Origin of the sequence: Pseudomonas juntendi (assembly GCF_021560075.1) — a bacterium.
Taxonomy (GTDB): domain Bacteria; phylum Pseudomonadota; class Gammaproteobacteria; order Pseudomonadales; family Pseudomonadaceae; genus Aquipseudomonas; species Aquipseudomonas juntendi.
The window spans coordinates 4,457,536-4,483,739 of record NZ_CP091088.1 but is presented as its reverse complement, the minus strand read 5'-3'; the positions used below and the strand labels follow the sequence as shown (position 1 = coordinate 4,483,739).

Annotated in this window: 26 protein-coding genes; 19 read left to right on the top strand and 7 right to left on the bottom strand. The window is 61.5% G+C overall.

The features are described 5' to 3' along the window. Positions 1 to 47 precede the first annotated feature (47 nt). From L1P09_RS20840 to moaE, 5 genes are all read left to right on the top strand, one after another. Positions 48 to 1,175, top strand: a complete 1,128-nt coding sequence (locus L1P09_RS20840; RefSeq protein WP_009684457.1) for a polysaccharide deacetylase family protein — start codon at positions 48 to 50, stop codon at positions 1,173 to 1,175. Between the two features lie 278 nt (positions 1,176 to 1,453). Beyond that, on the top strand, positions 1,454 to 2,848 hold the full coding sequence (locus L1P09_RS20835; RefSeq protein WP_009684456.1) for a PhoH family protein: 1,395 nt from the start codon (positions 1,454 to 1,456) through the stop codon (positions 2,846 to 2,848). 137 nt (positions 2,849 to 2,985) lie between these two features. Then, positions 2,986 to 3,456, top strand: a complete 471-nt coding sequence (gene moaC / locus L1P09_RS20830) for a cyclic pyranopterin monophosphate synthase MoaC (protein ID WP_029887281.1) — start codon at positions 2,986 to 2,988, stop codon at positions 3,454 to 3,456. Continuing rightward, a complete protein-coding gene (gene moaD, locus L1P09_RS20825; RefSeq protein WP_054905660.1) occupies positions 3,456 to 3,701 on the top strand; it encodes a molybdopterin converting factor subunit 1 in 246 nt (81 codons plus the stop codon). The genes moaC and moaD overlap by 1 nt, the downstream gene beginning before the upstream one ends. 2 nt (positions 3,702 to 3,703) lie before the next feature. Continuing rightward, the gene (gene moaE / locus L1P09_RS20820) at positions 3,704 to 4,150 is read left to right on the top strand and encodes a molybdopterin synthase catalytic subunit MoaE (RefSeq protein WP_054905659.1); all 447 of its coding nucleotides are present in this window, start codon (positions 3,704 to 3,706) and stop codon (positions 4,148 to 4,150) included. Positions 4,151 to 4,313: 163 nt separating this feature from the next. Here moaE and rhlB read toward each other — a convergent pair whose 3' ends face one another. Beyond that, positions 4,314 to 5,765, bottom strand: coding sequence for an ATP-dependent RNA helicase RhlB (gene rhlB / locus L1P09_RS20815; protein ID WP_054905658.1), 1,452 nt, complete (start codon positions 5,763 to 5,765; stop codon positions 4,314 to 4,316). A gap of 101 nt (positions 5,766 to 5,866) precedes the next feature. After that, positions 5,867 to 6,523 (bottom strand): alpha/beta hydrolase, encoded by a 657-nt coding sequence (locus L1P09_RS20810; protein WP_009684451.1) that lies wholly within the window; start codon positions 6,521 to 6,523, stop codon positions 5,867 to 5,869. Between the two features lie 332 nt (positions 6,524 to 6,855). On the opposite strand from L1P09_RS20810, the gene L1P09_RS20805 reads away from it, so the two are divergent. The 4 genes from L1P09_RS20805 to L1P09_RS20790 all read left to right on the top strand — a co-directional run bounded on the left by L1P09_RS20805 (position 6,856) and on the right by L1P09_RS20790 (position 11,013). Then, positions 6,856 to 7,884, top strand: a complete 1,029-nt coding sequence (locus L1P09_RS20805; RefSeq protein WP_009684450.1) for an amino acid ABC transporter substrate-binding protein — start codon at positions 6,856 to 6,858, stop codon at positions 7,882 to 7,884. Between the two features lie 67 nt (positions 7,885 to 7,951). Then, complete coding sequence (locus L1P09_RS20800; protein WP_029887285.1) at positions 7,952 to 9,130, top strand: amino acid ABC transporter permease; 1,179 nt, start codon at positions 7,952 to 7,954, stop codon at positions 9,128 to 9,130. A gap of 10 nt (positions 9,131 to 9,140) precedes the next feature. After that, a complete protein-coding gene (locus L1P09_RS20795) occupies positions 9,141 to 10,238 on the top strand; it encodes an amino acid ABC transporter permease (RefSeq protein WP_009684448.1) in 1,098 nt (365 codons plus the stop codon). 10 nt (positions 10,239 to 10,248) lie between these two features. Beyond that, positions 10,249 to 11,013 carry an amino acid ABC transporter ATP-binding protein gene (locus L1P09_RS20790; protein ID WP_235768054.1) on the top strand — a complete coding sequence of 255 codons (765 nt, stop codon included), beginning with the start codon at positions 10,249 to 10,251 and terminating at the stop codon, positions 11,011 to 11,013. A gap of 31 nt (positions 11,014 to 11,044) precedes the next feature. On the opposite strand, the gene algW is transcribed toward L1P09_RS20790, so the two are convergent. Beyond that, complete coding sequence (algW, locus tag L1P09_RS20785; RefSeq protein WP_009684447.1) at positions 11,045 to 12,205, bottom strand: Do family serine endopeptidase AlgW; 1,161 nt, start codon at positions 12,203 to 12,205, stop codon at positions 11,045 to 11,047. Positions 12,206 to 12,373: 168 nt separating this feature from the next. Here algW and L1P09_RS20780 point away from each other — a divergent pair, with 168 nt between their 5' ends. The 4 genes from L1P09_RS20780 to cysN all read left to right on the top strand — a co-directional run bounded on the left by L1P09_RS20780 (position 12,374) and on the right by cysN (position 16,721). Continuing rightward, on the top strand, positions 12,374 to 13,132 hold the full coding sequence (locus tag L1P09_RS20780) for a Nif3-like dinuclear metal center hexameric protein (RefSeq protein ID WP_054912045.1): 759 nt from the start codon (positions 12,374 to 12,376) through the stop codon (positions 13,130 to 13,132). Positions 13,133 to 13,403: 271 nt separating this feature from the next. Continuing rightward, on the top strand, positions 13,404 to 14,321 hold the full coding sequence (gene cysD / locus L1P09_RS20775; protein ID WP_009684445.1) for a sulfate adenylyltransferase subunit CysD: 918 nt from the start codon (positions 13,404 to 13,406) through the stop codon (positions 14,319 to 14,321). A 103-nt stretch (positions 14,322 to 14,424) separates the two neighbouring features. Then, positions 14,425 to 14,766, top strand: coding sequence for a four helix bundle protein (locus tag L1P09_RS20770; RefSeq protein WP_029887200.1), 342 nt, complete (start codon positions 14,425 to 14,427; stop codon positions 14,764 to 14,766). Between the two features lie 53 nt (positions 14,767 to 14,819). Then, a complete protein-coding gene (gene cysN, locus L1P09_RS20765) occupies positions 14,820 to 16,721 on the top strand; it encodes a sulfate adenylyltransferase subunit CysN (RefSeq protein WP_009684444.1) in 1,902 nt (633 codons plus the stop codon). Positions 16,722 to 16,817: 96 nt separating this feature from the next. Here the strand turns inward: cysN and L1P09_RS20760 are convergent, their stop codons facing one another. After that, positions 16,818 to 17,297: an Lrp/AsnC family transcriptional regulator gene (locus L1P09_RS20760; protein ID WP_009684443.1), complete on the bottom strand. Its 480-nt coding sequence runs from the start codon at positions 17,295 to 17,297 to the stop codon at positions 16,818 to 16,820. A 127-nt stretch (positions 17,298 to 17,424) separates the two neighbouring features. On the opposite strand from L1P09_RS20760, the gene L1P09_RS20755 reads away from it, so the two are divergent. Further along, positions 17,425 to 18,621 carry a methionine gamma-lyase gene (locus L1P09_RS20755; protein WP_235768053.1) on the top strand — a complete coding sequence of 399 codons (1,197 nt, stop codon included), beginning with the start codon at positions 17,425 to 17,427 and terminating at the stop codon, positions 18,619 to 18,621. A 229-nt stretch (positions 18,622 to 18,850) separates the two neighbouring features. On the opposite strand, the gene L1P09_RS20750 is transcribed toward L1P09_RS20755, so the two are convergent. Further along, positions 18,851 to 19,288 (bottom strand): YhcB family protein, encoded by a 438-nt coding sequence (locus L1P09_RS20750; RefSeq protein ID WP_009684440.1) that lies wholly within the window; start codon positions 19,286 to 19,288, stop codon positions 18,851 to 18,853. 135 nt (positions 19,289 to 19,423) lie between these two features. Here L1P09_RS20750 and L1P09_RS20745 point away from each other — a divergent pair, with 135 nt between their 5' ends. The 3 genes from L1P09_RS20745 (at position 19,424) to zapE (ending at position 22,613) form a co-directional block, all read left to right on the top strand. Further along, positions 19,424 to 20,059 carry an alpha/beta hydrolase gene (locus L1P09_RS20745; RefSeq protein WP_054905345.1) on the top strand — a complete coding sequence of 212 codons (636 nt, stop codon included), beginning with the start codon at positions 19,424 to 19,426 and terminating at the stop codon, positions 20,057 to 20,059. A 25-nt stretch (positions 20,060 to 20,084) separates the two neighbouring features. Beyond that, complete coding sequence (locus L1P09_RS20740) at positions 20,085 to 21,434, top strand: tryptophan--tRNA ligase (RefSeq protein WP_161893092.1); 1,350 nt, start codon at positions 20,085 to 20,087, stop codon at positions 21,432 to 21,434. An 84-nt stretch (positions 21,435 to 21,518) separates the two neighbouring features. Beyond that, entirely contained in the window at positions 21,519 to 22,613 is a 1,095-nt protein-coding gene (gene zapE / locus L1P09_RS20735; protein ID WP_029886538.1) for a cell division protein ZapE, read from the top strand. Between the two features lie 120 nt (positions 22,614 to 22,733). Here the strand turns inward: zapE and L1P09_RS20730 are convergent, their stop codons facing one another. Both L1P09_RS20730 and L1P09_RS20725 read right to left on the bottom strand, forming a co-directional pair. After that, positions 22,734 to 23,654 (bottom strand): GlxA family transcriptional regulator, encoded by a 921-nt coding sequence (locus tag L1P09_RS20730; protein ID WP_235768975.1) that lies wholly within the window; start codon positions 23,652 to 23,654, stop codon positions 22,734 to 22,736. Positions 23,655 to 23,932: 278 nt separating this feature from the next. Then, positions 23,933 to 24,973 carry an NADP(H)-dependent aldo-keto reductase gene (locus L1P09_RS20725; RefSeq protein ID WP_009684435.1) on the bottom strand — a complete coding sequence of 347 codons (1,041 nt, stop codon included), beginning with the start codon at positions 24,971 to 24,973 and terminating at the stop codon, positions 23,933 to 23,935. A gap of 258 nt (positions 24,974 to 25,231) precedes the next feature. On the opposite strand from L1P09_RS20725, the gene rplM reads away from it, so the two are divergent. Together rplM and rpsI are read left to right on the top strand one after the other, a co-directional pair. After that, complete coding sequence (gene rplM / locus L1P09_RS20720) at positions 25,232 to 25,660, top strand: 50S ribosomal protein L13 (protein WP_003251819.1); 429 nt, start codon at positions 25,232 to 25,234, stop codon at positions 25,658 to 25,660. A gap of 14 nt (positions 25,661 to 25,674) precedes the next feature. After that, a complete protein-coding gene (gene rpsI / locus L1P09_RS20715; protein ID WP_003260797.1) occupies positions 25,675 to 26,067 on the top strand; it encodes a 30S ribosomal protein S9 in 393 nt (130 codons plus the stop codon). The last annotated feature ends 137 nt before the right edge of the window (positions 26,068 to 26,204 follow it).

Below are 26,204 nucleotides of genomic sequence, written 5' to 3'. Positions count from 1 at the left end.
GGTTCTAACGCTATAGTTCGCGTTTTGCCGTGACGGAGCCTTTTACCGTGCGCATCGCCTTTGCCGCGCTGGCCGCGCTATTGAGCCTGGCCGTGCAAGCCGCCCCCACAGCCGCGGTCAGTTTCGATCGCAGCCTGTGGCCCGAGCAACTGAACAGCCCGGCGTTGTTCGATGTGGCTTCGCGGGCGGAGATTCTGTCGTTCGCCCGGGTACTGCATGAAAGCGAGTTGCTCGATGATGCGACGCTGGCGGCGCGGCTGGGCTTGCGGCAGATCAACCTGCAGAAGGTTCGCCAACTGCGGGCGCGCATGTGGCAGCGGTTATGGGCAGGCTACCAACAGGCGCAACGCAGCTGCGAGCAGGATGCGTCGTTCTGCTATGCCGTTGAGTCCATGGCGGATCTACGTACCCAGGCGGCGACGTTCGCCACCGATGTCGGCGCGTTCTATGCCGGGTGGGTAGAGCCCAGCCACCAGTTCCACAGCCGCTACCTGGACGAACAGCTGCGCAAAGCTGCGCTGCTGCCCCAGACCAGCAGCGAGGTGGAGCGGCTATCTGCACGGGAGCTCGATGGTGAACGCCTGAACGATCGTATGTTCCTGCTGACCTTCGTCGGTGGCCCGGGGCCTGACGGCGGCAGTACCGACCTGCTGGCCGATTACCTGCGCCGGCAAAAGCTGGCGGGTACCTTCTTCGTGCTTGGCAACCGCCTGCAGCAGCGCCGGGATGCCGGCATGCCGAACACCGTGGCCAGGCTTTATCGCGGCCAGTGCGTGGGTATTCAGGGCTGGGAGTACCGCTCGCATGCACAGTGGGTCGATTGGCAGGACTCGCTGCGGCGCAGCCAGGCCCGCGTGCAGGCCGACCTGCCGGAGCAGTACGTGCCGCTGTTCCGCCCCCCTTACGGGCAACGCCGGGCCGATGGCGAGGCGTTCATGGCCAGCCAGCAGTTGCGGGTGTCGTTGTGGGATATCGACGCGCAGGATGACACTGCACTGACTGCCGAAGCCTCGGCGCAACGCGTGCTGACCCTGATGCTGTTGTGGCGCAAGGGGGTTATCCAGCTGCATGACAGCCTGGCCAAGGCGCAACCGGCGGTGGAGTGGTTGCTGCGCAGTACCGCCCAGAGCGGTATCGGCTGGGAAGATTGCCGGGCCTATGGGTACAGCGAATAGAGGTACCACTTCTGAGCGTAGTCGTGTCTGGGCCTGCCGCCAAGGCCTTATCGTCAATCGGAAAAATAAACTTCAAAAACACGTAAAAATGCTTTTTCCGGTCATGGCTTTTGCGGTATGAAGAAACCAGACAGCCGATCCCTGCAGCACAGGTGGCGTCATCCAGACCCTCCTGGCCAGGTTGCTCCCCGCCCGTAACAACGCGGATACGGGGACACGGCAGTCACTCTGCGGCGTAACAGACCACGCCGTGCGGCTTCGACATAAGGTGACCGAGTATGGATGACCAAGGACGCACCCCTTCCTCCAGCAAGCCAATCCTCTATGTGCTCGATACCAACGTCCTGATTCACGACCCCAACGCATTACTGAACTTCGAGGAGCACCACGTCGCTATCCCCATGACGGTGCTGGAGGAACTCGACAAGCTCAAGACCGGTAAACAGACCATCGCCGCAGAGTGCCGGCAGGCCATCCGCCTGATCGACCAGACCCTCGGGGACGCTTCGCCCAGTGATGTCGAGCAGGGCGTGCCGATCCAGCGCAACAAGAGTGGGGCCAAAGGCTTTCTTTCGATCCTGATGAGCCCACGCAACGAGCCTGGCAAGTTGTTGCCGGAGCACCTCAACGACAACATCATCATCAACACCCTGCTGGACGTTCGCAGCCGGCGCCCCGACCTGGACGTGGTGCTGGTCACCAAAGACATCAACATGCGCTTGAAGGCGCGCGCTTGCGGCATCGCATCCGAGGACTACAGCACCGACCAACTGGTCGATGACGTGTCCTTGCTGTCCAAGGGTTACCACTCGGTCAGCGGTTCGTTCTGGGACCGGGTCAGCAAGGTCGATACCCGCCAGGAGCGCGGCCGGACCTGGCATCGCGTGCACATGATCGACACCCTGCCGGCCGTTCACGTCAACGAGTTCATCATTGACGACCAGGGCTTCGTCGGCTGGGTGAAGGGTATCCGCGACGACGAGTTGCTGCTGCTCGACCTGCACCAGGAGCCACTGCTGCACCAGGAGGCCTGGGGCCTGAAGCCGCGGGACATCCATCAGAGCCTGGCGCTGTTCGCCTTGCTCGACCCGGACATTCACCTGGTCAACCTGACCGGTGCTGCCGGTTCCGGCAAGACCATCCTGGCCCTGGCAGCTGCTATCGAGCAGACCATGGTCAGCAAACGCTACCGGCGCATCATCGCCACCCGCAGCGTGCAGGGGCTGGACCAGGAGATCGGCTTCCTGCCGGGTACCGAAGCAGAGAAGATGGAGCCGTGGCTGGGCGCCATTACCGACAACCTCGAAGCCTTGCACATGGATGATGAAAGCACCCATGGCAGCGTCGAATACATCCTCGAGCGCGTGCCGCTGCAGTTCAAGTCGTTGAACTACATTCGCGGCCGCAGCTTCCAGCAGAGCCTGATCCTGATCGACGAGTGCCAGAACCTGACGCCGCACCAGATGAAAACCATCATCACCCGTGCCGGTTCTGGGTCCAAGGTGGTCTGCCTGGGCAACCTGGCGCAGATCGATACCCCCTACCTGTCCGCGACCAGCTCGGGCCTGACCTACCTGACCGAGCGCTTCAAGGACTTCCCCCATGGCGTGCACATCACCCTGCAGGGTGTGCCACGCTCGGTACTGGCCGAGTACGCCGAGTCGCATCTGTAAAACCCTGTCGCCGGGCAGCCCGCTGCCCGGCATCTCCACGAGCGTGTTCATACAGCGGCCAGACCTGCCGACACATACCTCTGCTCAAACCTGACCCACAGGTTTACACTGCAGGCTCCCTTCACAGGAGCAGAGCAGTGCTGACACATCTTGATTCCCAGGGGCGGGCCAACATGGTCGACGTCACTGAAAAGGCCGTGACCGAGCGCGAGGCCACCGCCGAGGCGCGGGTACGCATGTTGCCGCAGACCCTGCAGATGATCGTCGACGGCGAACACCCCAAGGGCGATGTGTTCGCCGTGGCGCGCATTGCCGGCATCCAGGCGGCGAAGAAGACCAGCGACCTGATACCGCTGTGCCACCCGCTGATGCTGACCAGCGTCAAGGTGGAACTCAGCGCGCAGGGCGAGGACGCGGTGCGGATCCTCGCCCGCTGCAAGCTGGCCGGGCAAACCGGTGTGGAAATGGAGGCACTGACCGCCGCTAGCGTCGCTGCGCTGACGATCTATGACATGTGCAAGGCTGTGGATAAAGGCATGGTCATCGAACAGGTCCGCCTGCTGGAAAAGCTGGGCGGCAAGAGCGGCCACTACAAGGTGCAGGCGTGATGAAAGTCAAAGTGATGTACTTCGCGCGTTACCGTGAGTTGCTGGGCGTGGATGCCGAGCGGATGGAGGGTGAGTTCAAGGTTGTCGACGATGTGCGCCGGGCATTGCTGGTCAAGGGTGGGGCCTATGAACTGCTGGGCGAGCAGAACCTGATGTGCGCCCGCAACGAAGAACTGTGCAAGCTGGATGAGCCGTTGGAAGAGGGCGATGAAGTGGCGTTCTTCCCGCCGGTGACGGGGGGCTGAGCATGGCAGTGCGAGTGCAGGAACACGTGTTCGACCCGGGCGTCGAGACCAATGCCATGCATGCGGCCAACGTGGGGGTAGGCGCTGTGGTCGGCTTTGTCGGCTATGTGCGGGACTTCAATGATGGCCGCGAAGTGGCAGGCATGTTCCTTGAACACTATCCGGGCATGACCGAAAAGGCCCTGGCCAAGATCGTGGCCGAGGCCGAGCAGCGCTGGCCGTTGTTGAAAGTGCAGGTGCTGCACCGCATCGGTGCGCTGGAGCCAGGTGAGCCAATCGTGTTCGTCGGCGTGGCCAGTGCCCATCGGCAGGCAGCGTTCGATGCCTGCAACTTCATCATGGACTACCTGAAGACCCGGGCACCGTTCTGGAAGAAGGAAAATACCCAGGAAGGGCCGAGGTGGGTGGAAGGCAGGCAGAGTGACCTGGATGCCGCAGGGCGCTGGTAGTCAAGGCTGCGCCCGCCTTTTGTGGGAGCGGCCTTGTGTCGCGATGGGGTCGCAAAGCGGCCCCAGGATTTCAGCTTGAATGCATCAATTGCCGGGGCCGCTTTGCGGCCCTATCGCGACGCAAGGCCGCTCCTACAGGGGGATATGTACTCCCAACCACGGGTCAGTGATGCTTGCGCGGCACCGGCTTCAGCAGCTCATCCGGCGGCATCTCGCATTTGATCTTGCGCCCCAGCAGCTCTTCGATCGCCGGCAGCTGATACGAGTCATCTTCCCCGGCAAAGCTGATCGATACGCCATTGGTGCCGGCACGGCCGGTACGGCCAATGCGGTGCACGTAGTCGTCCGGGTCCTCTGGCAGGGTGAAGTTGATCACGTGGCTGATGCCGTCGATGTGGATCCCGCGCCCGGCCACGTCGGTGGCGACCAGAACGGTGATGCGCCCTTCGCGGAAGTTCTCCAGGGTACGAATACGCTTGTGTTGCGGCACGTCGCCCGACAATTGGGCGGCGTTGATGCCGTCGCGCACCAGTTTTTCCTCGATGCGCCGCACTTCGTCCTTGCGGTTGGCGAACACCATCACCCGTTCCCAGCGGTTCTGGGTCACCAGGTTGTACAGCAGCTTGTACTTGTCGCTGCCGGCCACCGCATAGACATGCTGCTCGACCGTTTCGCTGGCCACATTCTCCGGTTCGATCTCGACGATGGCCGGGTTGGTGGTCCATTGCTTCGCCAGGTTCATCACGTCCTCGGTGAACGTGGCCGAGAACAGCAGGGTCTGGCGCTCGCTTTTGGGCGGCGTCTGGCGAATGATCTGGCGCACTTGCGGAATGAAGCCCATGTCGAGCATGCGGTCGGCTTCGTCCAGCACCATCACTTCGACCATGTCCAGGTGCACCTCGCCCCGCTGGTTGAAGTCCAGCAGGCGGCCCGGTGTAGCCACCAGGATGTCGCAGTGGCGCGCTTCCAGGGCCTTGAGCTGCTTGTCGAAGTCCATGCCGCCGACGAAGCTCATGACGTTCAGGCCGGTGTACTTGGTCAGCGCCGCAGCATCCTTGGCGATCTGTACCACCAGCTCGCGGGTTGGCGCGATGATCAGCGCCCGCGGCTCACCCATGTAGCGCTCTTTGGGTGCAGGGGTCTGCTGCAGCTGGGAAATGATCGAGATCAGAAACGCTGCGGTTTTGCCGGTGCCGGTCTGGGCACGGCCGATGGCATCCTGGCCACGCAGGGTGTAACCCAGCACCTGCGCCTGGATCGGCGTGCAGTAGGGGAAGCCCAGGTCGTGGATCGCGTGCATCACCTCGCTGGACAGCTTGAAGTCGTGGAAGCGGGTCTTGCCCTCCTGCGGCTCGACCACGAAGTCTTCCAGTTTCCACAGGCTGGCCTGGGGCTTGGGCTTGCGCTCGCGACGTGGTTTGTCCTTGGCCGGCTTGTCGGCCACTGGCGTTGCGGCAACAGGCGATTCTGCCTTGGGGGTAGGGTTGGCGCGTGGGGCCGCCGGTTGCGCCTCGCTGGCGGGTGCCGGCGCAGGCGGCGCCACACTGGCAGCAGGAGCGGCGGCCTGTGGTGCAGCCTCTCCCTTGCCGAATATTTTCTTGAGTGCCTTGAGCACGATCGTCTCATCAACTGATTAAGGAATGTACGCCGGGCAGTGTAATGCAAGAATCGGGCGTGGCGTAGTGGAATAGCCCTACAACTACAGGCGGCCTTGGCTCATTGCAGTTGCTTTGCCAGCCAGTCGTGGATGTCGCTCAACTCTTCGACCACTACCTCGTGTTCCATTGGATATTCGTGCCAGCGGGCAGCTACGCCCCAGGTGTTCAGGTACTCGAAGGCGGTGCGGCCCATGGCCGGGATCACCACCGGGTCGTGCACGCCATGCAGGCACAGGGCCGGGGTGCGTTGCTGGCAGGCACTGAGCTGGTGTTGGTCATTGAAGGTGGGGGCGTAGGTGGACAGGGCGATGACCCCACCCAGCGCCTCTTGCCACTTTATATAGGCAGTGTGCAACACCACCGCGCCGCCCTGGGAGAAACCGGCGAGGAAGATGCGCGACAAGCTGACGCCTTTGGCCTGCTCCGCCTTGATCAGCGCCACCACTTGCTCGGCCGACTCCTCCAACTGAGCCTCGTCTATGGCGCGGGCCGGGGTCATGGCCTTGATGTCGTACCAGCTGGGCATGGCATAGCCGCCATTGATGGTCACCGGGCGGGTGGGTGCCTGGGGCATCACGAAGCGAGTGCTGGTCAAACGCTCCTGCATGAATTCGGCTACGGGTAGGAAGTCGTAACGGTCGGCTCCCAAGCCGTGCAACCAGATCACACAGGCATCAGCGGTTTTCTGTGGTTCGAGAATCAGCGGGTTGGTCATGACTGCTCCGAAAGAGTGCGGGTGATCGTGTTGTGTGCGTTAAAAAAAAGCGCTGCACAGGATTGCCTGAAAAAGAATGTCGCAACGATACAACTTTCCCTACTTGACGAACGCTTAAACGCTCCAGCCAAAACATTTGGTACGCGCTTTGCAGTTCAAGGTGCGATGCAAAGGGCGGGCCGTGGCGGTAACACCCTTTGTACGCGAAGGCTGTCATAGAACAGCCCATTGCGCCAATTGACCCAATAACTAGCCAATACGGGTCGGACATGCCTCAAAAGGGTGCGGTGCAATTCCGGCTCGATACAACAAGAGCGATTTGGAGGTTGTGAATGAAAGTGTTGAAAACCACCCTGGCAGTCCTGACCGCTGCCGCCGCGCTGGGCGCCGTGAGCAATGCCCAGGCCGGCGCCACCCTTGATGCGGTAAAGAAGAAGGGCTTCGTCCAGTGTGGCGTGAGCGACGGTCTTCCAGGCTTCTCGGTACCTGATGCACAAGGCAAGATCATCGGTATCGACGCCGATGTCTGCCGCGCCGTGGCCGCTGCCGTGTTCGGCGACGCCAACAAGGTCAAGTTCAGCCAGCTCAACGCCAAGGAACGCTTCACGGCCCTGCAATCGGGTGAAGTTGACGTGCTGTCGCGCAACACCACCTGGACCAGCTCGCGCGATGCCGGCATGGGCCTGGTGTTCACCGGTGTCACCTACTATGACGGCGTCGGTTTCCTGGTCAACAAGAAGCTCGGTGTTTCCAGTGCCAAGGAGCTCGATGGCGCGACCATCTGCATCCAGGCAGGGACTACCACCGAACTGAACGTGTCGGACTTCTTCCGGGCCAATGGCCTGAAGTACACCCCGATCACCTTCGATACCTCTGACGAAAGCGCCAAGTCGCTGGAGTCCGGTCGTTGCGATGTGTTGACGTCCGACAAGTCGCAGCTGTTTGCCCAGCGCTCCAAGCTGGCCGCACCGACCGAATATGTGGTGCTGCCGGAAACCATCTCCAAGGAGCCACTCGGCCCGGTGGTGCGCAAAGGCGACGAAGACTGGTTCAGCATCGTCAAGTGGACCCTGTTCGCCATGCTCAACGCCGAAGAGGCGGGCATCACCTCGAAGAACGTCGAGGCTGAAGCCAAAGCTACCAAGAACCCTGACGTGGCCCGCTTGCTGGGTGCGGACGGCGAGTACGGCAAGGACCTCAAGCTGCCCAAAGACTGGGTAGTGCAGATCGTCAAGCAAGTCGGCAACTACGGCGAAGTGTTCGAGAAGAACCTGGGCCAAGGTACCGACCTGAAGATCGACCGTGGCATGAACGCCCTGTGGAACAACGGCGGCATCCAGTACGCGCCACCTGTGCGCTGATGGCTGCACCCTGCGGCGGCATCCGGCCGCCGCAGGTTGTTCGAATCCCTATTTTCCGGGGCACTTCATGCAAAATCATATTGGCGCACAAAAGGGTTTATCCCTGAGCGATCCACGTGTGCGCGCGTGGCTGTTCCAGATTCTCACCATCGTTTTCGTGGTCGGTCTGGGCTGGTACCTGTTTCACAATACGCAAACCAACCTGCAACACCGGGGTATCACCTCGGGCTTCGACTTCCTCGATCGCAGTGCCGGCTTCGGCATCGCCCAGCACCTGATCCCCTATGTGGAATCGGACAGCTATGCACGGGTGTTCGTCATCGGCCTGCTCAACACCCTGCTGGTCACCTTCATTGGCGTCATCCTGGCGACCATCCTGGGTTTCATCATCGGTGTGGCACGCTTGTCGCCGAACTGGATGATCAACAAGCTGGCGACGGTGTACGTGGAGACCTTCCGCAACATCCCGCCGCTGCTGCAGATCCTGTTCTGGTACTTCGCCGTATTCCTGACCCTGCCGGGACCGCGGGGCAGCATCAACCTCAACGACCTGTTCTTCATCAGCAACCGTGGCCTGAACATGCCTGGTGCCTCCATGGCGGACGGTTTCTGGCCATTTGTCGCGGCGTTGGCGGTGGCGGTGGGGGCGGTCTGGCTGATGGTGCGCCTGGCCAACAAACGCTTCGACGAGACCGGTGTACCGTTCCACAAGTTCTGGGCCGCGCTGGCGCTGTTGCTGGTCATTCCAGGCCTGAGCGTGCTGCTGTTCGGCAGCCCGGTCACGTGGGAGGCGCCGCAGCTCAAGGGCTTCAACTTCGTCGGTGGCTGGGTGCTGATCCCCGAACTGCTGGCGCTGACCCTGGCGCTGACGATCTATACCGCCGCCTTCATCGCCGAGATCGTGCGCTCGGGCATCCGTTCGGTCAGCCATGGCCAGACCGAGGCGGCGCGCTCGCTGGGGCTGCGCGAAGGGCCAACCTTGCGCAAGGTGATCATCCCCCAGGCCTTGCGGGTGATCATTCCGCCACTGACCAGCCAGTACCTGAACCTGGCGAAGAACTCGTCGCTGGCGGCCGGCATCGGCTACCCGGAGATGGTCTCGCTGTTCGCCGGTACCGTGCTCAACCAGACCGGCCAGGCCATCGAGGTGATCGCCATCACCATGAGTGTCTATCTCGCCATCAGCATCAGCATTTCGCTGCTGATGAACTGGTACAACAAGCGCATTGCGCTGATCGAGCGGTGAGGATACGCCTGTGAATGCCCATGTTTTCAAACCCGATATGCCGCCACCGGTGAAAACCGTCGGCGTACTCGCATGGATGCGTACCAACCTGTTCTCCAGCTGGCTGAACACCCTGTTGACCCTGTTTGCCCTCTACTTGATCTGGCTGATCGTGCCACCGCTGTTGCAGTGGGCACTGATCGACGCCAACTGGGTTGGCACCACCCGCGCCGACTGCACCAAGGACGGCGCCTGCTGGGTGTTCGTGCAGCAGCGCTTCGGCCAGTTCATGTACGGCTACTACCCCGTCGAGCTGCGCTGGCGGGTCGACCTGACGGTATGGCTGGCGGTGCTTGGCGCAGCGCCGTTGTTCATCAAGCGCTTCCCGCGCAAGGCCCTCTATGGCCTGGGCTTCCTGGTGCTTTACCCGCTGCTGGCCTACACCTTGTTGCACGGTGGCCTGCTGGGCCTGAGCAACGTGTCCACCAGCCAGTGGGGCGGGCTGATGCTGACCTTGGTGATCGCCACCGTGGGCATCGTCGGCGCTTTGCCCCTGGGCATTCTGCTGGCCTTGGGGCGGCGTTCGAGGATGCCGGCGGTGAAGGTGGTGTGCGTGACCTTCATCGAGTTCTGGCGCGGCGTGCCGCTGATCACTGTGCTGTTCATGTCTTCGGTGATGCTGCCGTTGTTCCTGCCTGAGGGCATGAGCTTCGACAAGCTGCTGCGGGCGATGATCGGCGTGATCCTGTTCCAGTCGGCCTATGTCGCCGAAGTGGTACGCGGTGGTCTGCAAGCCATCCCCAAGGGCCAGTACGAAGCGGCCGCAGCCATGGGCCTGGGGTACTGGCGGGCGATGGGCCTGGTGATCCTGCCGCAGGCGCTCAAGCTGGTGATCCCTGGCATCGTCAACACCTTCATTGCCCTGTTCAAGGACACCAGCCTGGTGATCATCATCGGCCTGTTCGACCTGCTGAACAGTGTCAAGCAAGCCGCCGCCGATCCGGCCTGGCTGGGTATGGCTACCGAGGGCTACGTTTTCGCCGCCCTGGTGTTCTGGATTTTCTGTTTCGGTATGTCCCGCTACTCCATGCACCTGGAGCGCAAGCTGGACACTGGCCACAAGCGTTAGGAGTTTCGAAATGAGTGAAGCGATCAAGCAGCCTGCCGGCCCCGAAGGGATCATCCAGATGCAGGGTGTGAACAAGTGGTACGGTCAGTTCCATGTGCTCAAGGACATCAACCTCAATGTTCGCCAGGGCGAGCGTATCGTGCTGTGCGGGCCGTCCGGCTCGGGCAAGTCCACCACCATCCGTTGCCTCAACCGCCTGGAAGAACACCAGCAGGGGCGCATCGTGGTCGATGGCGTGGAGCTGACCAACGACCTCAAGCAGATCGAGGCAATCCGCCGTGAAGTGGGCATGGTGTTCCAGCACTTCAACCTGTTCCCGCACCTGAGCATTCTGGAGAACTGCACCTTGGCGCCGATGTGGGTGCGCAAGATGCCGCGCCGCAAGGCCGAAGAGATTGCCATGCATTACCTGGAGCGGGTACGTATCCCGGAACAGGCGCGCAAGTACCCGGGGCAGTTGTCTGGTGGCCAGCAGCAGCGCGTGGCGATTGCCCGGGCGTTGTGCATGAAGCCGAAAATCATGCTGTTCGACGAACCTACTTCGGCCCTGGACCCGGAGATGGTCAAGGAAGTGCTCGATACCATGGTGGGTCTGGCCGAAGATGGCATGACCATGCTCTGCGTGACCCACGAGATGGGCTTTGCCCGCACCGTGGCCAACCGGGTGATCTTCATGGATAAAGGTGAAATCGTCGAGCAGGCGGCACCGGATGATTTCTTCGACCGGCCACGCAGCGACCGGACCAAGTTGTTCCTCAGTCAGATCCTGCATTGATACAGCCGGGGCCGCAAAGCGGCCCCGATGTTTACTTCTCTTCTTGTGGGGCAGCGGGTGCCGGTGGCGGCCGCAGCCCCACCTCGGCCACCAGTTTGAGCTGCTGCCCGTTACGCATCACCTCGATGGTGATCTTTTCGTTCGGTTTGATCCGCGCCACCTGGTTCATCGACTTGCGCCCGTCACCTGCCGGTTCGCCGTTGATGCTCAAGATCACGTCACCCAGCTGCAGCCCGGCCTTGGCCGCCGGCCCTTCGCGGAAGATGCCTGCAACCACGATGCCTGGGCGGTCCTTCATGCCGAACGACTCGGCCAGTTCCTGGCTCAGTGGCTGCACTTCGATACCCAGCCAGCCGCGGATCACCTGGCCATGCTCGACAATCGACTTCATCACCTCCAGTGCCAGCTTGACCGGGATGGCGAAGCCAATGCCCTGCGAGCCACCAGACTTGGAGAAAATGGCCGTGTTGATGCCGACCAGGTTGCCGTTGGCATCGACCAGCGCACCACCGGAGTTGCCCGGGTTGATCGCGGCGTCGGTCTGGATGAAGTCTTCGTAGTTGTTCAGGCCCAACTGGTTGCGGCCAGTGGCGCTGATGATGCCCATGGTCACGGTCTGGCCAACGCCGAACGGGTTGCCGATGGCCAGCGTCACGTCACCGATATGGATGGTGTCGGAGCGGCCGATGGTGATGGCGGGCAGGTTCTTCAGGTCGATCTTCAATACCGCCAGGTCGGTCTCCGGGTCGCTGCCAATGACCCGGGCCAGGGTCTCGCGGCCATCCTTCAAGGCCACCACGATCTGGTCGGCGCCACTGGTGACGTGGTTGTTGGTCAGCAGATAGCCCTCGGGGCTCATGATCACTGCCGAGCCCAGGCTCGATTCCCAGCGGCGCTGCTTGGGCAGGTTGTCGCCGAAGAAGCGGCGGAACTGCGGGTCTTCGAACAGCGGGTGGGCGCTCTTGTTGACCACCTTGGTGGTGTACAGGTTGACCACCGCCGGGGCCGCGAGGGTCACGGCGTCGGCGTAGGATACCGGGCCCTGCATGATCTTCGTGGTCTGCGGTGCCTGCTGCAGGTTGACGTCCTGGCTGGGCAGGCCGACCCATTCCGGAAACCGCTGGATGATCAGCACGGCGATCAATACGCCGGTAAGCAGGGGCCAGCCAAAGTAACGCAAAGCCTTGAACATGAACGAGTCCTGAAAAGGGCGGGGGCCAGTGGCCGCGCGGTGGGGCATGAGCGCGCGCGATCATACACCGGTTCCCCCAGTGCCGGCGACGGCCCATAATGGCCGGCATTATACGGGCGTTCCCTGTGCGTTGTGCCTGGGGAGTGTGCAGTTTTCGAGGAGATTTTCATGGCCGTCGCGCTAAACACCCTGGTTGAAGAAGCCGAGCGTTACCTGGGCAGCGCCAGGATCCAGGACTACTGCCCCAATGGCCTGCAGGTCGAAGGCCGGCCGCAGGTCAGCCGTATCGTCAGCGGTGTCACCGCCAGCCAGGCGTTGCTGGATGCCGCGGTCGAGGCCGGAGCCGACCTGGTGCTGGTGCACCACGGCTATTTCTGGAAGGGCGAAAACCCCTGCATCACCGGCATCCGCCAGCGCCGCCTGAAAACCTTGCTGAACAACGACATCAGCCTGCTGGCATTCCACTTGCCGCTGGATGTACACCCTGAGGTGGGCAACAACGTGCAGCTGGCGCGGCAACTGGAGATTACCGTCGAAGGGCCGCTTGACCCGGAGAACCCCAAGGTGGTCGGGCTGGTCGGTTCGCTGGCCGAACCGGTGACCGCCCGCGATTTTGCCCGGCGCGTGCAGGAGGTGCTGGGGCGTGAGCCGCTGCTGGTCGAAGGCGACGAAATGATCCGCCGGGTCGGCTGGTGTACCGGGGGCGGGCAGGGCTATATCGACACGGCGATTGCCGCCGGGGTAGACCTGTACCTGACCGGTGAGGCATCGGAGCAGACCTACCACAGTGCGCGGGAGAATGGCGTCAGCTTCATCGCTGCCGGGCACCATGCCACCGAGCGGTATGGGGTGCAGGCGCTGGGTGATTACCTGGCGCGGCGGTTTGCCGTGGAACACCTGTTCATCGATTGCCCTAACCCGATCTGACCTCACTGGCCCCTTCGCGGGCACGCCCGCTCCCACAGGGTCGCGCATTTCTTGAGTTCAGCGCCAGACGTGTGGGAGCGGGCGTGCCCGCGAAGGGCTGCAAAGCAGCCCCAGTTAACGCTTGACTGACAGGCATTAGCCTAACCCCCAGTCATATCGTTAGACTTTTTCGATCTAGCTGGCCGCCTAAATAGAAGCAGCCGCTGTGATACAGTGATCCGCTCGAACACGGCCCGCAGGCCGTCCATAAGATCGTTTTTCGTGAGTAGCCATGGTCGACAAACTGACGCACTTGAAACAGCTGGAGGCGGAAAGCATCCACATCATCCGCGAGGTGGCCGCCGAGTTCGACAACCCGGTGATGCTGTACTCGATCGGCAAGGATTCCGCCGTGATGCTGCATCTGGCGCGCAAGGCCTTTTTCCCGGGCAAGCTGCCGTTCCCGGTCATGCACGTCGACACCCAGTGGAAATTCCAGGAGATGTACAGGTTCCGCGACAAGATGGTCGAGGAAATGGGCCTGGAGCTGATCACCCACGTCAACCCCGAGGGTGTGGCGCAGGGCATCAACCCGTTCACCCATGGCAGCTCCAAGCACACCGACATCATGAAGACCCAGGGCCTGAAACAGGCGCTGGACAAGCATGGTTTCGACGCCGCCTTCGGTGGTGCTCGCCGCGACGAAGAGAAGTCGCGGGCCAAGGAGCGTGTGTACTCGTTCCGTGACAGCAAGCACCGCTGGGACCCGAAGAACCAGCGCCCCGAGCTGTGGAACGTGTACAACGGCAAGGTCAACAAAGGTGAGTCGATCCGCGTCTTCCCGCTGTCGAACTGGACCGAACTGGACATCTGGCAGTACATCTACCTCGAAGGCATCCCGATCGTGCCGCTGTACTTCGCTGCCGAGCGTGAAGTCATCGAGAAGAACGGCACCCTGATCATGATCGACGACGAGCGCATCCTCGAACATCTCTCCGAGGAAGAAAAGGCCCGCATCGTCAAGAAGAAGGTGCGTTTCCGTACCCTCGGCTGCTACCCGCTCACGGGCGCTGTCGAGTCGGAGGCCGAAACGCTCACCGATATCATTCAGGAAATGCTCCTGACGCGCACTTCCGAGCGCCAGGGCCGGGTCATCGACCACGATGGCGCCGGTTCCATGGAAGACAAGAAACGTCAGGGTTATTTCTAAGCTTCAAGTTACAAGCGGCAAGCTGCAAGACAGAAGCGGAGCGAGTAGTTTCTGATTTTTGTGGACTGCCGCCTGCATTGCGGGCGCACAGGGAGTGCCTGCAGTGGGTTTTGAGAAGTTGCTGGTTTGGCAGAGAAGTAAAAATTTAGCCGTTGAGATATATCGGGCATTTGCTGGGTGTCGGGATTTTGGATTCAGGTCCCAAATCACTCGAGCAGCCGTTTCAATCCCCTCCAATATCGCTGAGGGGATGGAGCGCAGAGGAATGCGGGAGAAAGCATGGTTCCTGAGCGTGGCGAAGGCTTCCTGCGCAGAACTGCGGACCCAACTGATCATCGCCGGTGAAATTGGTTATTTGCCTGCCGAATTGGCCAACGACTGGATAACTGAAACCCGTGAGCTATCCAGAATGCTTGCTGGGTTGATCAACAAAATTTCTAACTAGCTGTACGCCGACAAGCTTGCTGCTTGAAGCTTACAGCTTGGAGCTTGAATGCAATGAGTCATCAATCCGATCTGATCAGCGAGGACATCCTCGCCTACCTGGCTCAGCACGAGCGTAAAGAACTGCTGCGTTTCCTCACCTGCGGCAACGTGGATGACGGCAAGAGCACCCTGATCGGGCGCCTGTTGCACGACTCCAAGATGATCTACGAGGACCACCTCGAGGCCATCACCCGCGATTCGAAAAAGTCTGGCACCACCGGCGAAGAGGTCGACCTGGCGCTGCTGGTAGACGGCCTGCAGGCCGAGCGTGAGCAGGGCATCACCATCGATGTCGCCTACCGCTATTTCTCCACCGCCAAGCGCAAGTTCATCATCGCCGACACCCCGGGCCACGAACAGTACACCCGCAACATGGCCACCGGTGCATCCACCTGTGACCTGGCGATCATCCTGGTCGATGCCCGCTATGGCGTGCAGACCCAGACCCGCCGCCACAGCTACATCGCGTCGCTGCTGGGCATCAAGCACATCGTGGTCGCGGTCAACAAGATGGACCTGAAGGGCTTCGATGAAGGCGTCTTCGAGGCCATCAAGGCGGACTACCTGAAGTTCGCCGAAGCCATCAACCTGACCCCGAGCAGCCTGCACTTCGTGCCGATGTCGGCGCTCAAGGGTGACAACGTGGTCAACCACAGCGAGCAATCGCCGTGGTACACCGGCCCGACCCTGATGGAAATCCTCGAAACCGTCGAAGTGTCGGCTGACCGCAACTTCACCGACCTGCGTTTCCCGGTGCAGTACGTCAACCGGCCGAACCTGAACTTCCGCGGTTTTGCCGGCACCCTCGCCAGCGGCGTGGTGCACAAGGGCGACGAAATTGTCGTGCTGCCGTCGGGCAAGAGCAGCCGGGTCAAGTCCATCGTCACCTATGAAGGTGAACTGGAAAGCGCCGGCCCAGGCCAGGCCGTGACCCTGACCATGGAAGATGAGATCGACATCTCCCGTGGCGACCTGCTGGTGCATGCCGACAACGTGCCGCCGGTCACTGACCAGTTCGACGCCATGCTGGTGTGGATGGCCGAAGAGCCGATGCTCCCGGGCAAAAAGTACGACATCAAGCGCGCCACCAGCTACGTGCCGGGCTCGATTGCCAGTATCACCCACAAGGTTGATGTGAACACCCTCGAGAAGGACGCCGCCAGCGCCCTGCAGCTGAACGAGATTGGCCGCGTCAAGGTATCCCTGGACAGCGCCATTGCCCTGGACGGTTACGACAGCAACCGCACAACCGGTGCGTTCATCGTCATCGACCGCCTCACCAACGGCACCGTCGGCGCCGGCATGATCATCGCCCAGCCAGTCTTGCCGCATGGCAGCACCGGCCAGCATGGCAAGCAGGCCCACGTGTCTACCGAGGAGCGCGCCCTGCGTTTCGGTCAGCAGCCAGCCACCGTGCTGTTCAGTGGCCTTTCTGGCGCCGGCAAGAGCACCCTGGCCTATGCCGTTGAGCGCAAGCTGTTCGACATGGGCCGTGCAGTGTACGTGCTCGACGGGCAGAACCTGCGCCATGACCTGAACAAGGGCCTGCCGCAGGACCGCGCTGGCCGCACCGAAAACTGGCGCCGTGCCGCCCATGTGGCGCGCCAGTTCAACGAAGCCGGCATGCTGACCCTGGCAGCGTTCGTGGCCCCGGATGCCGAAGGCCGCGAACAGGCCAAGGCGCTGATCGGCAAGGATCGCCTGGTAACGGTTTACGTGCAGGCGTCCCCACTGGTTTGCCGCGAGCGTGACCCACAGGGCCTGTACGCTGCCGGTGGCGACAACATCCCGGGCGAAAGCTTCCCGTTCGATGTGCCGCTGGATGCCGACCTGGTGATCGACACCCAGGCCACCAGCGTGGACGAAGGCGTTAAACAGGTGTTGGACGTACTGCGTCAGCGTGGTGCTATCTAAGCGCTGGCCTGCACTGCCAAAAACCCCGCTTCGGCGGGTTTTTTTTGTGCAGGTTGTCTAACGCCTGGTGATGCGCCAGGGGGGCGTGCTTGCCGTTCAGATGTGGTGTTCCGATACAGGAATTACCCGGCGCTCCTTGACGGCCTTGTAGGAAAAACTCGAATAGATCTCCTTCACCCCCGGCAACCGCTGCAGCACCTCGCGGGTGAATTCGCCGAACGATTCCAGGTCCCTCGCCAGAATCTCCAGCAGGAAGTCGTAGCGCCCAGAGATGTTGTGGCAGGCGACGATTTCGGGAATTTCCATCAGCCGCTGCTCGAACGCCAGGGCCATGTCCTTGGTGTGCGAGTCCATCATGATGCTGACAAAAGCAGTGACGCCGAAGCCCAGTGACTTGGGCGAGAGCACGGCCTGGTAACCGGTGATGTAGCCGTTGTCCTCCAGCAGTTTGACGCGGCGCCAGCAGGGCGAGGTGGTCAGTGCCACCTGGTCAGCGAGTTCGGCAACGGTGAGGCGGGCGTTGTCCTGCAGGGCGGCCAGCAAGGCGCGGTCGGTGCGATCGAGGCTCGAAGGCATGTTTTGCCCTCCTGCTTGTTTGATTGTTGTTTTCTTTCCACCAAGCAGGCCGCTGTGTGGGCTACTTTGGAAAAATTCGGGCAGCTCGGTGGCATAAGCTTATAGCAAACCACAAGAGGCTGTTGCCATGCGCGACTCCCATAACAACACCGGTTTTTCCACGCGAGCCATCCACCACGGCTACGACCCGCTGTCCCATAGTGGCGCGCTGGTGCCGCCGGTTTACCAGACCGCCACCTATGCCTTTCCCACTGTTGAACACGGCGCAGCGTGCTTTGCCGGGGACGTGGCAGGGCATTTCTACAGCCGCATCTCCAACCCCACGTTGGCGCTGCTGGAGGAGCGCATGGCTTCGCTGGAGGGTGGTGAGGCAGGCTTGGCGCTGGCGTCGGGGATGGGCGCGATTACCTCGACAATCTGGACACTGCTGCGCCCCGGCGACGAACTGATCGTGGGGCATACCTTGTATGGGTGCACCTTTGCGTTTCTGCATCACGGCATTGGCCAGTTCGGGGTGAAGGTCCGTCACGTCGACCTCAATGACGGCAAGGCTTTAAGGGCGTCCATCACCCGCAAGACACGCATGATCTACTTTGAAACGCCAGCCAATCCCAACATGCAGCTGGTGGATATCGCGGCGGTCGCCGACGTGGCCCGTGGGCATGACTTGCATATCGTGGTCGACAACACCTATTGCACGCCCTACCTGCAGCGGCCATTGGCGTTGGGGGCGGATCTGGTGGTGCATTCCGCGACCAAGTACCTCAGTGGCCATGGTGATATCACCGCGGGGTTGGTGGTGGGGCGCAAGGCGCTGGTCGACCGTATCCGTCTGGAAGGGTTGAAAGACATGACCGGGGCGGTGCTATCCCCGCATGACGCGGCTTTACTGATGCGCGGTATCAAGACCCTTGCACTGCGCATGGACCGCCATTGCGCCAATGCGCTACAGGTGGCGCAGTTCCTGGCTCGGCAGCCTCAGGTCGAGCTTATCCACTACCCGGGCTTGCCATCGTTCGCCCAATACGAGCTGGCGCAGCGGCAGATGCGTTTGCCGGGCGGGATGATTGCTTTTGAGCTCAAGGGTGGCATCGAGGCCGGGCGCAAGTTCATGAATGCACTGCAGCTGTTTGCCCGGGCGGTGAGCCTGGGGGATGCCGAATCGTTGGCGCAGCACCCCGCGAGCATGACCCATTCCAGCTATACGCCAGAGGAGCGGGCGCATCACGGGATATCGGAGGGGTTGGTGCGCTTGTCGGTGGGGTTGGAGGATGTGGAAGACTTGCTGGCGGATGTCGAGCAGGCATTGCAGGCCTGCAGCTAGGTTGTTTGGGCTGGCCGTTTCATAGAACAGTACATAACTTATTGATTTAGCAGGGTCCTGTGGGAGCGGGCGTGCCCGCGAAGAATCCAGCGCGGTGGCTGGCACCGGCTACGCCGGTGTTCGCGTGCACGCCCGCTCCCACAGATATTGCGCAGATTTCAAATGCTGTGGCGTACCTGGGCTGCCCACAAAAAAGGCCTCTCGCGAGGCCTCCTTCATGTTCAGCGAATCAACGCTTGAGCCCGTAGCTCTCGTCGAGCATGCCCGGGGAATTCGGCACCTTTGGCGCATAATCGCGCGGCACTTCGGCAGTGTCCTTCGGCGGGGTCAGGCGATCACGGGGGCCATGCGCACCTTCGGAGTGCAGGGCGGCCAGCAGGCGCTGGCGGGTCAGTTCGTCCAGCGCCAGGGTGTTGGCACCGTCGGCCAGGTGGTCCTGGACATCCTGGTAGCTCTGGGTCAGCTTCTTGACCAGTACTGCAGTGCTGTTGAAGTGGGTAACCACTTCGTTCTGGTAGTTGTCGAAGCGTTTCTGCATTTCATCCAGCTGGCGCTGCGTGCTGCTGGGCGCGGCATTGGGCAGCAGGCGAGCCACGACGAAACCGACGACCACGCCAATGACCAGGGCCAAGGTCGGCAACAACCAAACAAGGAGCGAGAGTTCCACGAGTCCTTCCTCTATAAACGGCTTTGCTTTACGTTAACGGCTCAGACCTGCGCTGTATACCGCGAGCGATCGCAAATCAGAACAGAATTCCTCACCTAGACGAAACGACCCACCCCGAGGTCACGGAGTAGTGCCTTGCTTGTCCGCGAAACCCCCTTGTTCATCGATGGCCCCAGTGGTCAGTTGGAAGCCTTGTACCTGGACGTGGCCGATGCCCGCGGCGCGGTGCTGATCTGCCACCCCAACCCGGTTCAGGGCGGCACCATGCTCAACAAGGTGGTCTCGACCCTGCAGCGCACCGCCCGTGATGCCGGCTATGTGACCCTGCGGTTCAACTACCGGGGCGTTGGGCAGAGCGCTGGCAGCCACGACATGGGCGCAGGCGAAGTGGCCGATGCCGAGGCTGCTGCGGCCTGGCTGCGCGATAAGCACCCGCAATTGCCGCTGGTGCTGATGGGCTTCTCGTTCGGCGGCTTCGTTGCCACCAGCCTGGCTGGCCGCCTGGAGGCGGGCGGCGTGAGCCTGCAGCACTTGTTCATGATTGCCCCAGCGGTAATGCGCCTGACCGACGAATTCCCCCTGCCACAGCAATGCCCGATCACCGTGGTGCAGCCGGAGGCCGATGAAGTGGTCGCGCCGCAGCTGGTTTACGATTGGTCCGACAGCCTGTCGCGCCCCCATGAGCTGCTGAAAGTGGCAGAATGCGGACACTTCTTTCATGGCAAGCTGACCGATCTCAAGGATCTGCTGCTGCCGCGCCTTTCGAACTGAGCCAAGCCTGAATAAGCGAACACCCATGACCACGCGCATTCTTACCGGTATCACCACCACCGGCACTCCGCACCTGGGCAACTACGCCGGCGCCATCCGCCCGGCGATCCGTGCCAGCCAGCAGCCCGGTGTCGACTCGTTCTATTTCCTGGCCGACTATCACGCGCTGATCAAGTGCGACGACCCGCTGCGCATCCAGCGCTCGCGCCTGGAAATCGCCGCCACCTGGCTGGCCGGTGGCCTGGACGCCGACAAGGTGACCTTCTACCGCCAGTCCGATATTCCGGAAATCCCCGAGTTGACCTGGTTGCTGACCTGCGTTGCAGCCAAGGGTCTGCTCAACCGTGCACATGCCTACAAAGCCTCGGTGGACAAGAACGTGGAAGCCGGTGAAGACCCGGATGCCGGCGTGACCATGGGCTTGTTCAGCTACCCTGTGCTGATGGCGGCCGACATCCTGATGTTCAATGCCAACAAGGTGCCGGTGGGCCGCGACCAGATCCAGCACGTGGAAATGGCCCGGGACATCGGTCAGCGTTTCAACCACCTGTTCGGCCAAGGCAAGGACTTCTTCGCCCTGCCAGAGGCGGTGATCGAAGAAAGCGTGGCGACCCTGCCGGGCCTGGACGGGCGCAAGATGTCCAAGAGCTACGACAACACCATTCCGTTGTTCACCAGCGCCAAGGACATGAAAGACGCCATCTCGCGCATCGTGACCGATTCGCGTGCGCCTGGCGAAGCCAAGGACCCGGACACTTCGCACCTGTTCACCCTCTACCAGGCCTTCGCTACGCCAGAACAGTGCGCCGGGTTCCGCGACGAGTTGTTGCAGGGCCTGGGCTGGGGCGATGCCAAACAGCGCCTGTTCCAGTTGCTGGACGGCCAGTTGGCGGAAAAACGCGAGCACTACCACCAGCTGATCGCGCGCCCGGCCGACCTTGAGGATATCCTGCTGGCGGGGGCCGCCAAGGCCCGCAAGATTGCCACCCCGTTCCTGGAGCAACTCCGCGAGGCGGTTGGCCTGCGCTCGTTCCGCAGCAGCGTGCAAACCAGTACCGAAGTGAAGAAAAAGGCCGCCAAGAGCGCGCGTTTCGTCAGCTTCCGTGATGAGGACGGCAGCTTCCGCTTCCGCCTGCTGGCCGCCGACGGTGAGCAACTGCTGTTGTCGCGCAGCTTTGCCGACGGCAAGAGTGCAGGTGCGGTGAGCAAGCAACTGCAGCAGGGTGCTGAGGCCGATGTGCGTGTGCAGGGCCTGGGTTTCGGCTTGTGGCTCAACGGTGAACAGGTTGCCGACGGGCCGCAGTTCGCCAGCGCTGAAGCGCGGGATGCAGCCATTCGAAGCCTGCACGAAGCCCTGGCCCCACAACAGGACTGAGGCAATTCGCCGCAACTCCAATTGCCATAAAGCGGGCCGGTCGCTACAGTGACGGCCCGTTTTTTGTTGCCTCGCTAACGAATCATGACTCCCTTAGAACGCTATCAAGCAGATCTGAAACGTCCCGACTTCTTCCATGACGCGGCGCAGGAAACTGCTGTGCGTCACCTGCAGCGTCTGTACGACGACCTGGTACAGGCGCAGAACAACAAGCCGGGGGTATTCGGCAAGCTGTTCGGCAAGAAGGAGCAGACCCCGGTCAAGGGCCTGTACTTCTGGGGTGGAGTAGGGCGGGGCAAGACCTACCTGGTCGATACCTTCTACGAGGCGCTGCCGTTCAAGCAGAAGATGCGCACCCACTTCCACCGCTTCATGAAGCGTGTGCACGAGGAAATGAAGACCCTCAAGGGTGAGAAGAACCCGCTGACCATCATTGCCAAGCGCTTCAGCGAAGAGGCCAAGGTGATCTGCTTCGACGAGTTCTTCGTCTCGGACATTACCGATGCGATGATCCTCGGCACCTTGATGGAAGAGCTGTTCAAGAACGGCGTGTCGCTGGTCGCCACCTCCAACATCGTGCCCGACGGCTTGTACAAGGACGGCCTGCAGCGCGCGCGTTTCCTGCCGGCCATCGCCATGATCAAGCAGTACACCGACGTGGTGAACGTCGACAGCGGCGTGGACTACCGCCTGCGTCATCTGGAGCAGGCCGAACTGTTCCACTACCCGCTCAATGAGGCAGCGCACGAAAGCATGCGTGCCAGCTTCAAGGCGCTGACCCCGGAATGCACCCAGGCGGTCGAAAATGACGTGCTGATGATCGAGAACCGCCCGATCAATGCCTTGCGTACGTGCGACGACGTTGCCTGGTTCGACTTCCGGGCATTGTGCGACGGGCCGCGTAGCCAGAACGACTACATCGAGCTGGGCAAGATCTTCCACGCGGTGCTGCTGAGCAATGTCGAGCAGATGGGGGTGACCACCGATGATATCGCGCGGCGTTTCATCAACATGGTGGACGAGTTCTACGACCGCAATGTCAAGCTGATCATCTCGGCCGAGGTGGAGCTAAAAGACCTCTACACCGGTGGGCGCCTGAGCTTCGAGTTCCAGCGTACCTTGAGCCGCTTGCTGGAGATGCAGTCGCACGAGTTCCTGTCTCGGGCGCACAAGCCCTGAGATCAGCGGCAAGCTTCTAGCTGCAAGCCTCAAAAAAAAGCCGGAGCAGGCCACGAGCTGCTCCGGCTTTTTGCTTTGTCTTGTAGCTTGCAGCTAGAAACTTGCCGCTGCTGAAAGCCCTCAAGCCTCCTGCATGAACTGCTGCCGGTACTGGTTCGGCGACAACTCGGTATGCTGGCGGAACAGCCGCGCAAAGAAACTGGCATCGTCGTAACCGACCTCGTAACTGATGGTCTTGATGCTCTTGCGCGTGCTCGACAACAACCCCTTGGCCGTTTCGATCCGCAGCCGTTGCAGGTAGTGCAGCGGCTTGTCGCCGGTCGCCCCCTGGAACCGGCGCATGAAGTTGCGAATGCTCATGCCGTGGTTGCGCGCCACATCCTCGAAGCGGAACTTGTCCGCGAAGTGCTCTTCCAGCCAGTGCTGGATCTGCAGGATGATCAGGTCCTGATGCAGCTTCTGCCCGCCAAACCCCATGCGCCCCGGCGTGTAGTTGCGCTGCACTTCGTAGAGGATGTCGCGCGACACCGCACGGGCCACATTGGCCCCGCAGAAACGCTCGATCAGATAGATGTACAGGTCGCACGCCGAAGTGGCGCCGCCAGCGCAATAGATGTTGTCGGCGTCGGTCAGGTGCTTGTCCTGGTTCAGGCGGATCTTCGGGAAGCGCTCGGCGAAGCTGCTGAAGAAGCGCCAGTAGGTGGTCGCCTCCTTGCCGTCGAGCAGGCCACTTTCGGCCAGCCAGAACACGCCACTGGCCTCGGCGCATAGCACCGTGCCGCGGGCGTGCTGGCTACGCAGCCACGGCAGCACCTGTGGGTAGCGTTGCAGCAGGTTGTCGAAGTCGTCCCAGTAGGCTGGCAGGATGATGACATCGGCGTCATCCAGGCCGCCGTCGACCGGTAGCTGAACATTGCTGAAGCTGTCCACGGGCAGGCCATCGGGGCTCACCAGGCGGATCTCGAACATGGGCTGCAAGCCCAGGCCCAGCTGCTTGCCGTAGCGCAGGCTGGCGAGGTGGAAGAAGTCCTTGGCCTGCATCAAGGTCGAAGCGAACACCTTGTCAATGGCCAGGATGCTGACGCGCCGCAGCGACGCGGGGGGTTGGGTAAACATCATTGTCATTGTTCTTATAGGGTAGAGTGGTCAATCACCGGCTGGATCGTCTTATTTTTTTGGTCGAGCTGCAAGCTTCAAGCTTCAAGCTTCAAGCTTCAAGCTACAAGATAAAGCAGGTCAGCATGCGGACTGCTCTGTCTTGTAGCTTGTAGCTTGTAGCTTGCAGCTTGTAGCTTGCAGCTTGCAGCTTGCAGCTCTGATCAAGGCGCCGGGTTCGGCTGCGCTTGGTGAATGGCTTCGATCGCCGCCAGCAGCTCGTCGCTCAGGTGCAGCTCGGCGCTGGCCAGGTTGCTGTCCAGTTGCTGCAGGCTGGTAGCGCCAATGATGTTGCTGGTCACGAACGGCTGGCCCGTCACGAACGCCAGGGCCATCTGCGCCGGGTCCAGGCCGTGCTCGCGGGCCAGCTGCACGTAGCGGCTGCAGGCGGCCACGGTCTGCGGGTTGGAGTAGCGGGCAAAGCGGCTGAACAGGGTCAGGCGGGCGTTTTCCGGCCGAGCGCCGTTCTCGTACTTGCCCGACAGCATGCCGAATGCCAGCGGCGAGTACGCCAGCAAACCGCATTGCTCGCGAATGGCGACTTCCGCCAGGCCCACCTCGAAGCTGCGGTTGAGCAGGTTGTACGGGTTCTGGATCGATACCGCCCGTGGCCAGCCCCGGCTTTCGGCCAGTTGCAGGAATTTCATGGTGCCCCACGGCGTTTCGTTGGACAGGCCAACATGACGGATCTTGCCCGCCCGTACCTGGTCGTCCAGCACTTCCAGCGTTTCTTCCAGCGGCGTGAAGTGATCGTGCGGCAGGTGCTGGTAGCCGAGTTTGCCGAAGAAGTTGGTGCTGCGTTCCGGCCAGTGCAGCTGGTACAGGTCGATGCGATCGGTCTGCAGGCGCTTGAGGCTCTCGTCCAGCGCCGCGACGATGTGCTGGCGGTTGTGCTTGAGCTGGCCATCGCGGATGTGGCTGATGCCGTTGCCGGGGCCGGCAACCTTGCTGGCCAGCACCCAGTCATCACGGTCACCGTTGGCCCTGAACCAGTTGCCGATGATGCGCTCGGTAGCGGCGTAGGTTTCCGCGCGTGGGGGCACCGGGTACATTTCGGCCGTGTCGATGAAGTTGATCCCCGCGGCCTTGGCCCGGGCAATTTGGCCGAAAGCCTCTTCCTGGTCGTTCTGCTCGCCCCAGGTCATGGTGCCCAGGCACAGGGCGCTGACGTTGAGGTCGGTTCGGCCGAGCTGGCGGTATTCCATCGGGTAAACACTCCTTGGCAATGGAAGCTCATCAAAGCAGGTTGAAATTTTTCGCGCAATCTGGATAATTCAGCCCCTCTCCGCGTGGCGGAAGTGATGCACCATCACGCAGGAAGAACCCCGTCGAATATTGGCGTGCCCGACCCGAGCCCCCAAAAGCGTCAGTGTTCGGCTGCGCGCTTGCCCTTGGCAAGCTGTGCACTATCCAGTAAGATTCGCCGTCTATTTTTCGCTGGGCGGCCTCTGAGGCTTTAGAGAATGAAAACTTTTACTGCTAAACCGGAAACAGTAAAGCGCGAGTGGTTCGTAGTCGACGCCGCTGGCCAGACCCTGGGTCGTCTGGCTACCGAAATCGCTACCCGTCTGCGTGGCAAACACAAACCAGAATACACCCCTCACGTTGACACCGGCGACTACATCGTCGTTATCAACGCTGAACAGGTTCGTGTGACTGGTGCCAAGTCTTCCGACAAGATGTACTACTCCCACTCCGGTTTCCCGGGCGGTATCAAGGAAATCAACTTCGAGAAGTTGATCGCCAAGGCCCCTGAGCGTGTTATCGAAACCGCGGTCAAAGGCATGCTGCCTAAGAACCCGCTGGGTCGCGACATGTACCGCAAGCTGAAAGTGTACGCGGGTGCTGCTCACCCACACACTGCTCAGCAGCCTCAAGAACTGAAGATCTAACGGGATAGTTCATTATGTCGGCGACTCAAAATTACGGCACTGGCCGTCGCAAGACCGCAACCGCTCGCGTATTCCTGCGTCCGGGTACTGGTAACATCTCCATCAACAACCGTTCTCTGGACGTGTTCTTCGGTCGCGAAACCGCTCGCATGGTTGTTCGTCAGCCGCTCGAGCTGACCGAAACCGTTGAGAAGTTCGACATCTACGTCACCGTTTCCGGTGGTGGTGTCAGCGGTCAGGCCGGTGCGATCCGTCACGGTATCACCCGCGCGCTGATGGAATACGACGAAACCCTGCGTGGCGCTCTGCGTCGTGCTGGCTACGTCACCCGCGACGCTCGTGAAGTCGAGCGTAAGAAAGTGGGTCTGCGTAAAGCGCGTAAGCGTCCTCAGTACTCCAAGCGTTAATACCGCTTCGGCAGTCGAAAAAAGCCCGGTTCCTTGGAACCGGGCTTTTTTTTTGCCTTGAACTAACCTGTCAGCATGTCTGTGGCCGCTCGTCGCATAGACGCAGATCAAGCAAAGCGCTGGTATTGGGCCCTTGC

Coding starts and splice junctions, on each gene's coding strand:
- rplM (WP_003251819.1), top strand. CDS start 25,232: ATGAAAACTTTTACTGCTAAACCGGAAACAGTAAAGCGCGAGTGGTTC.
- L1P09_RS20805 (WP_009684450.1), top strand. CDS start 6,856: ATGAAAGTGTTGAAAACCACCCTGGCAGTCCTGACCGCTGCCGCCGCG.
- L1P09_RS20810 (WP_009684451.1), bottom strand. CDS start 6,523: ATGACCAACCCGCTGATTCTCGAACCACAGAAAACCGCTGATGCCTGT.
- algW (WP_009684447.1), bottom strand. CDS start 12,205: ATGTTCAAGGCTTTGCGTTACTTTGGCTGGCCCCTGCTTACCGGCGTA.
- L1P09_RS20760 (WP_009684443.1), bottom strand. CDS start 17,297: ATGCCTTCGAGCCTCGATCGCACCGACCGCGCCTTGCTGGCCGCCCTG.
- L1P09_RS20730 (WP_235768975.1), bottom strand. CDS start 23,654: ATGCAGGCCAAGGACTTCTTCCACCTCGCCAGCCTGCGCTACGGCAAG.
- moaE (WP_054905659.1), top strand. CDS start 3,704: ATGGCAGTGCGAGTGCAGGAACACGTGTTCGACCCGGGCGTCGAGACC.
- L1P09_RS20725 (WP_009684435.1), bottom strand. CDS start 24,973: ATGGAATACCGCCAGCTCGGCCGAACCGACCTCAACGTCAGCGCCCTG.
- L1P09_RS20835 (WP_009684456.1), top strand. CDS start 1,454: ATGGATGACCAAGGACGCACCCCTTCCTCCAGCAAGCCAATCCTCTAT.
- zapE (WP_029886538.1), top strand. CDS start 21,519: ATGACTCCCTTAGAACGCTATCAAGCAGATCTGAAACGTCCCGACTTC.
- rpsI (WP_003260797.1), top strand. CDS start 25,675: ATGTCGGCGACTCAAAATTACGGCACTGGCCGTCGCAAGACCGCAACC.
- L1P09_RS20755 (WP_235768053.1), top strand. CDS start 17,425: ATGCGCGACTCCCATAACAACACCGGTTTTTCCACGCGAGCCATCCAC.
- L1P09_RS20740 (WP_161893092.1), top strand. CDS start 20,085: ATGACCACGCGCATTCTTACCGGTATCACCACCACCGGCACTCCGCAC.
- L1P09_RS20790 (WP_235768054.1), top strand. CDS start 10,249: ATGAGTGAAGCGATCAAGCAGCCTGCCGGCCCCGAAGGGATCATCCAG.
- cysN (WP_009684444.1), top strand. CDS start 14,820: ATGAGTCATCAATCCGATCTGATCAGCGAGGACATCCTCGCCTACCTG.
- L1P09_RS20800 (WP_029887285.1), top strand. CDS start 7,952: ATGCAAAATCATATTGGCGCACAAAAGGGTTTATCCCTGAGCGATCCA.
- cysD (WP_009684445.1), top strand. CDS start 13,404: ATGGTCGACAAACTGACGCACTTGAAACAGCTGGAGGCGGAAAGCATC.
- moaD (WP_054905660.1), top strand. CDS start 3,456: ATGAAAGTCAAAGTGATGTACTTCGCGCGTTACCGTGAGTTGCTGGGC.
- L1P09_RS20780 (WP_054912045.1), top strand. CDS start 12,374: ATGGCCGTCGCGCTAAACACCCTGGTTGAAGAAGCCGAGCGTTACCTG.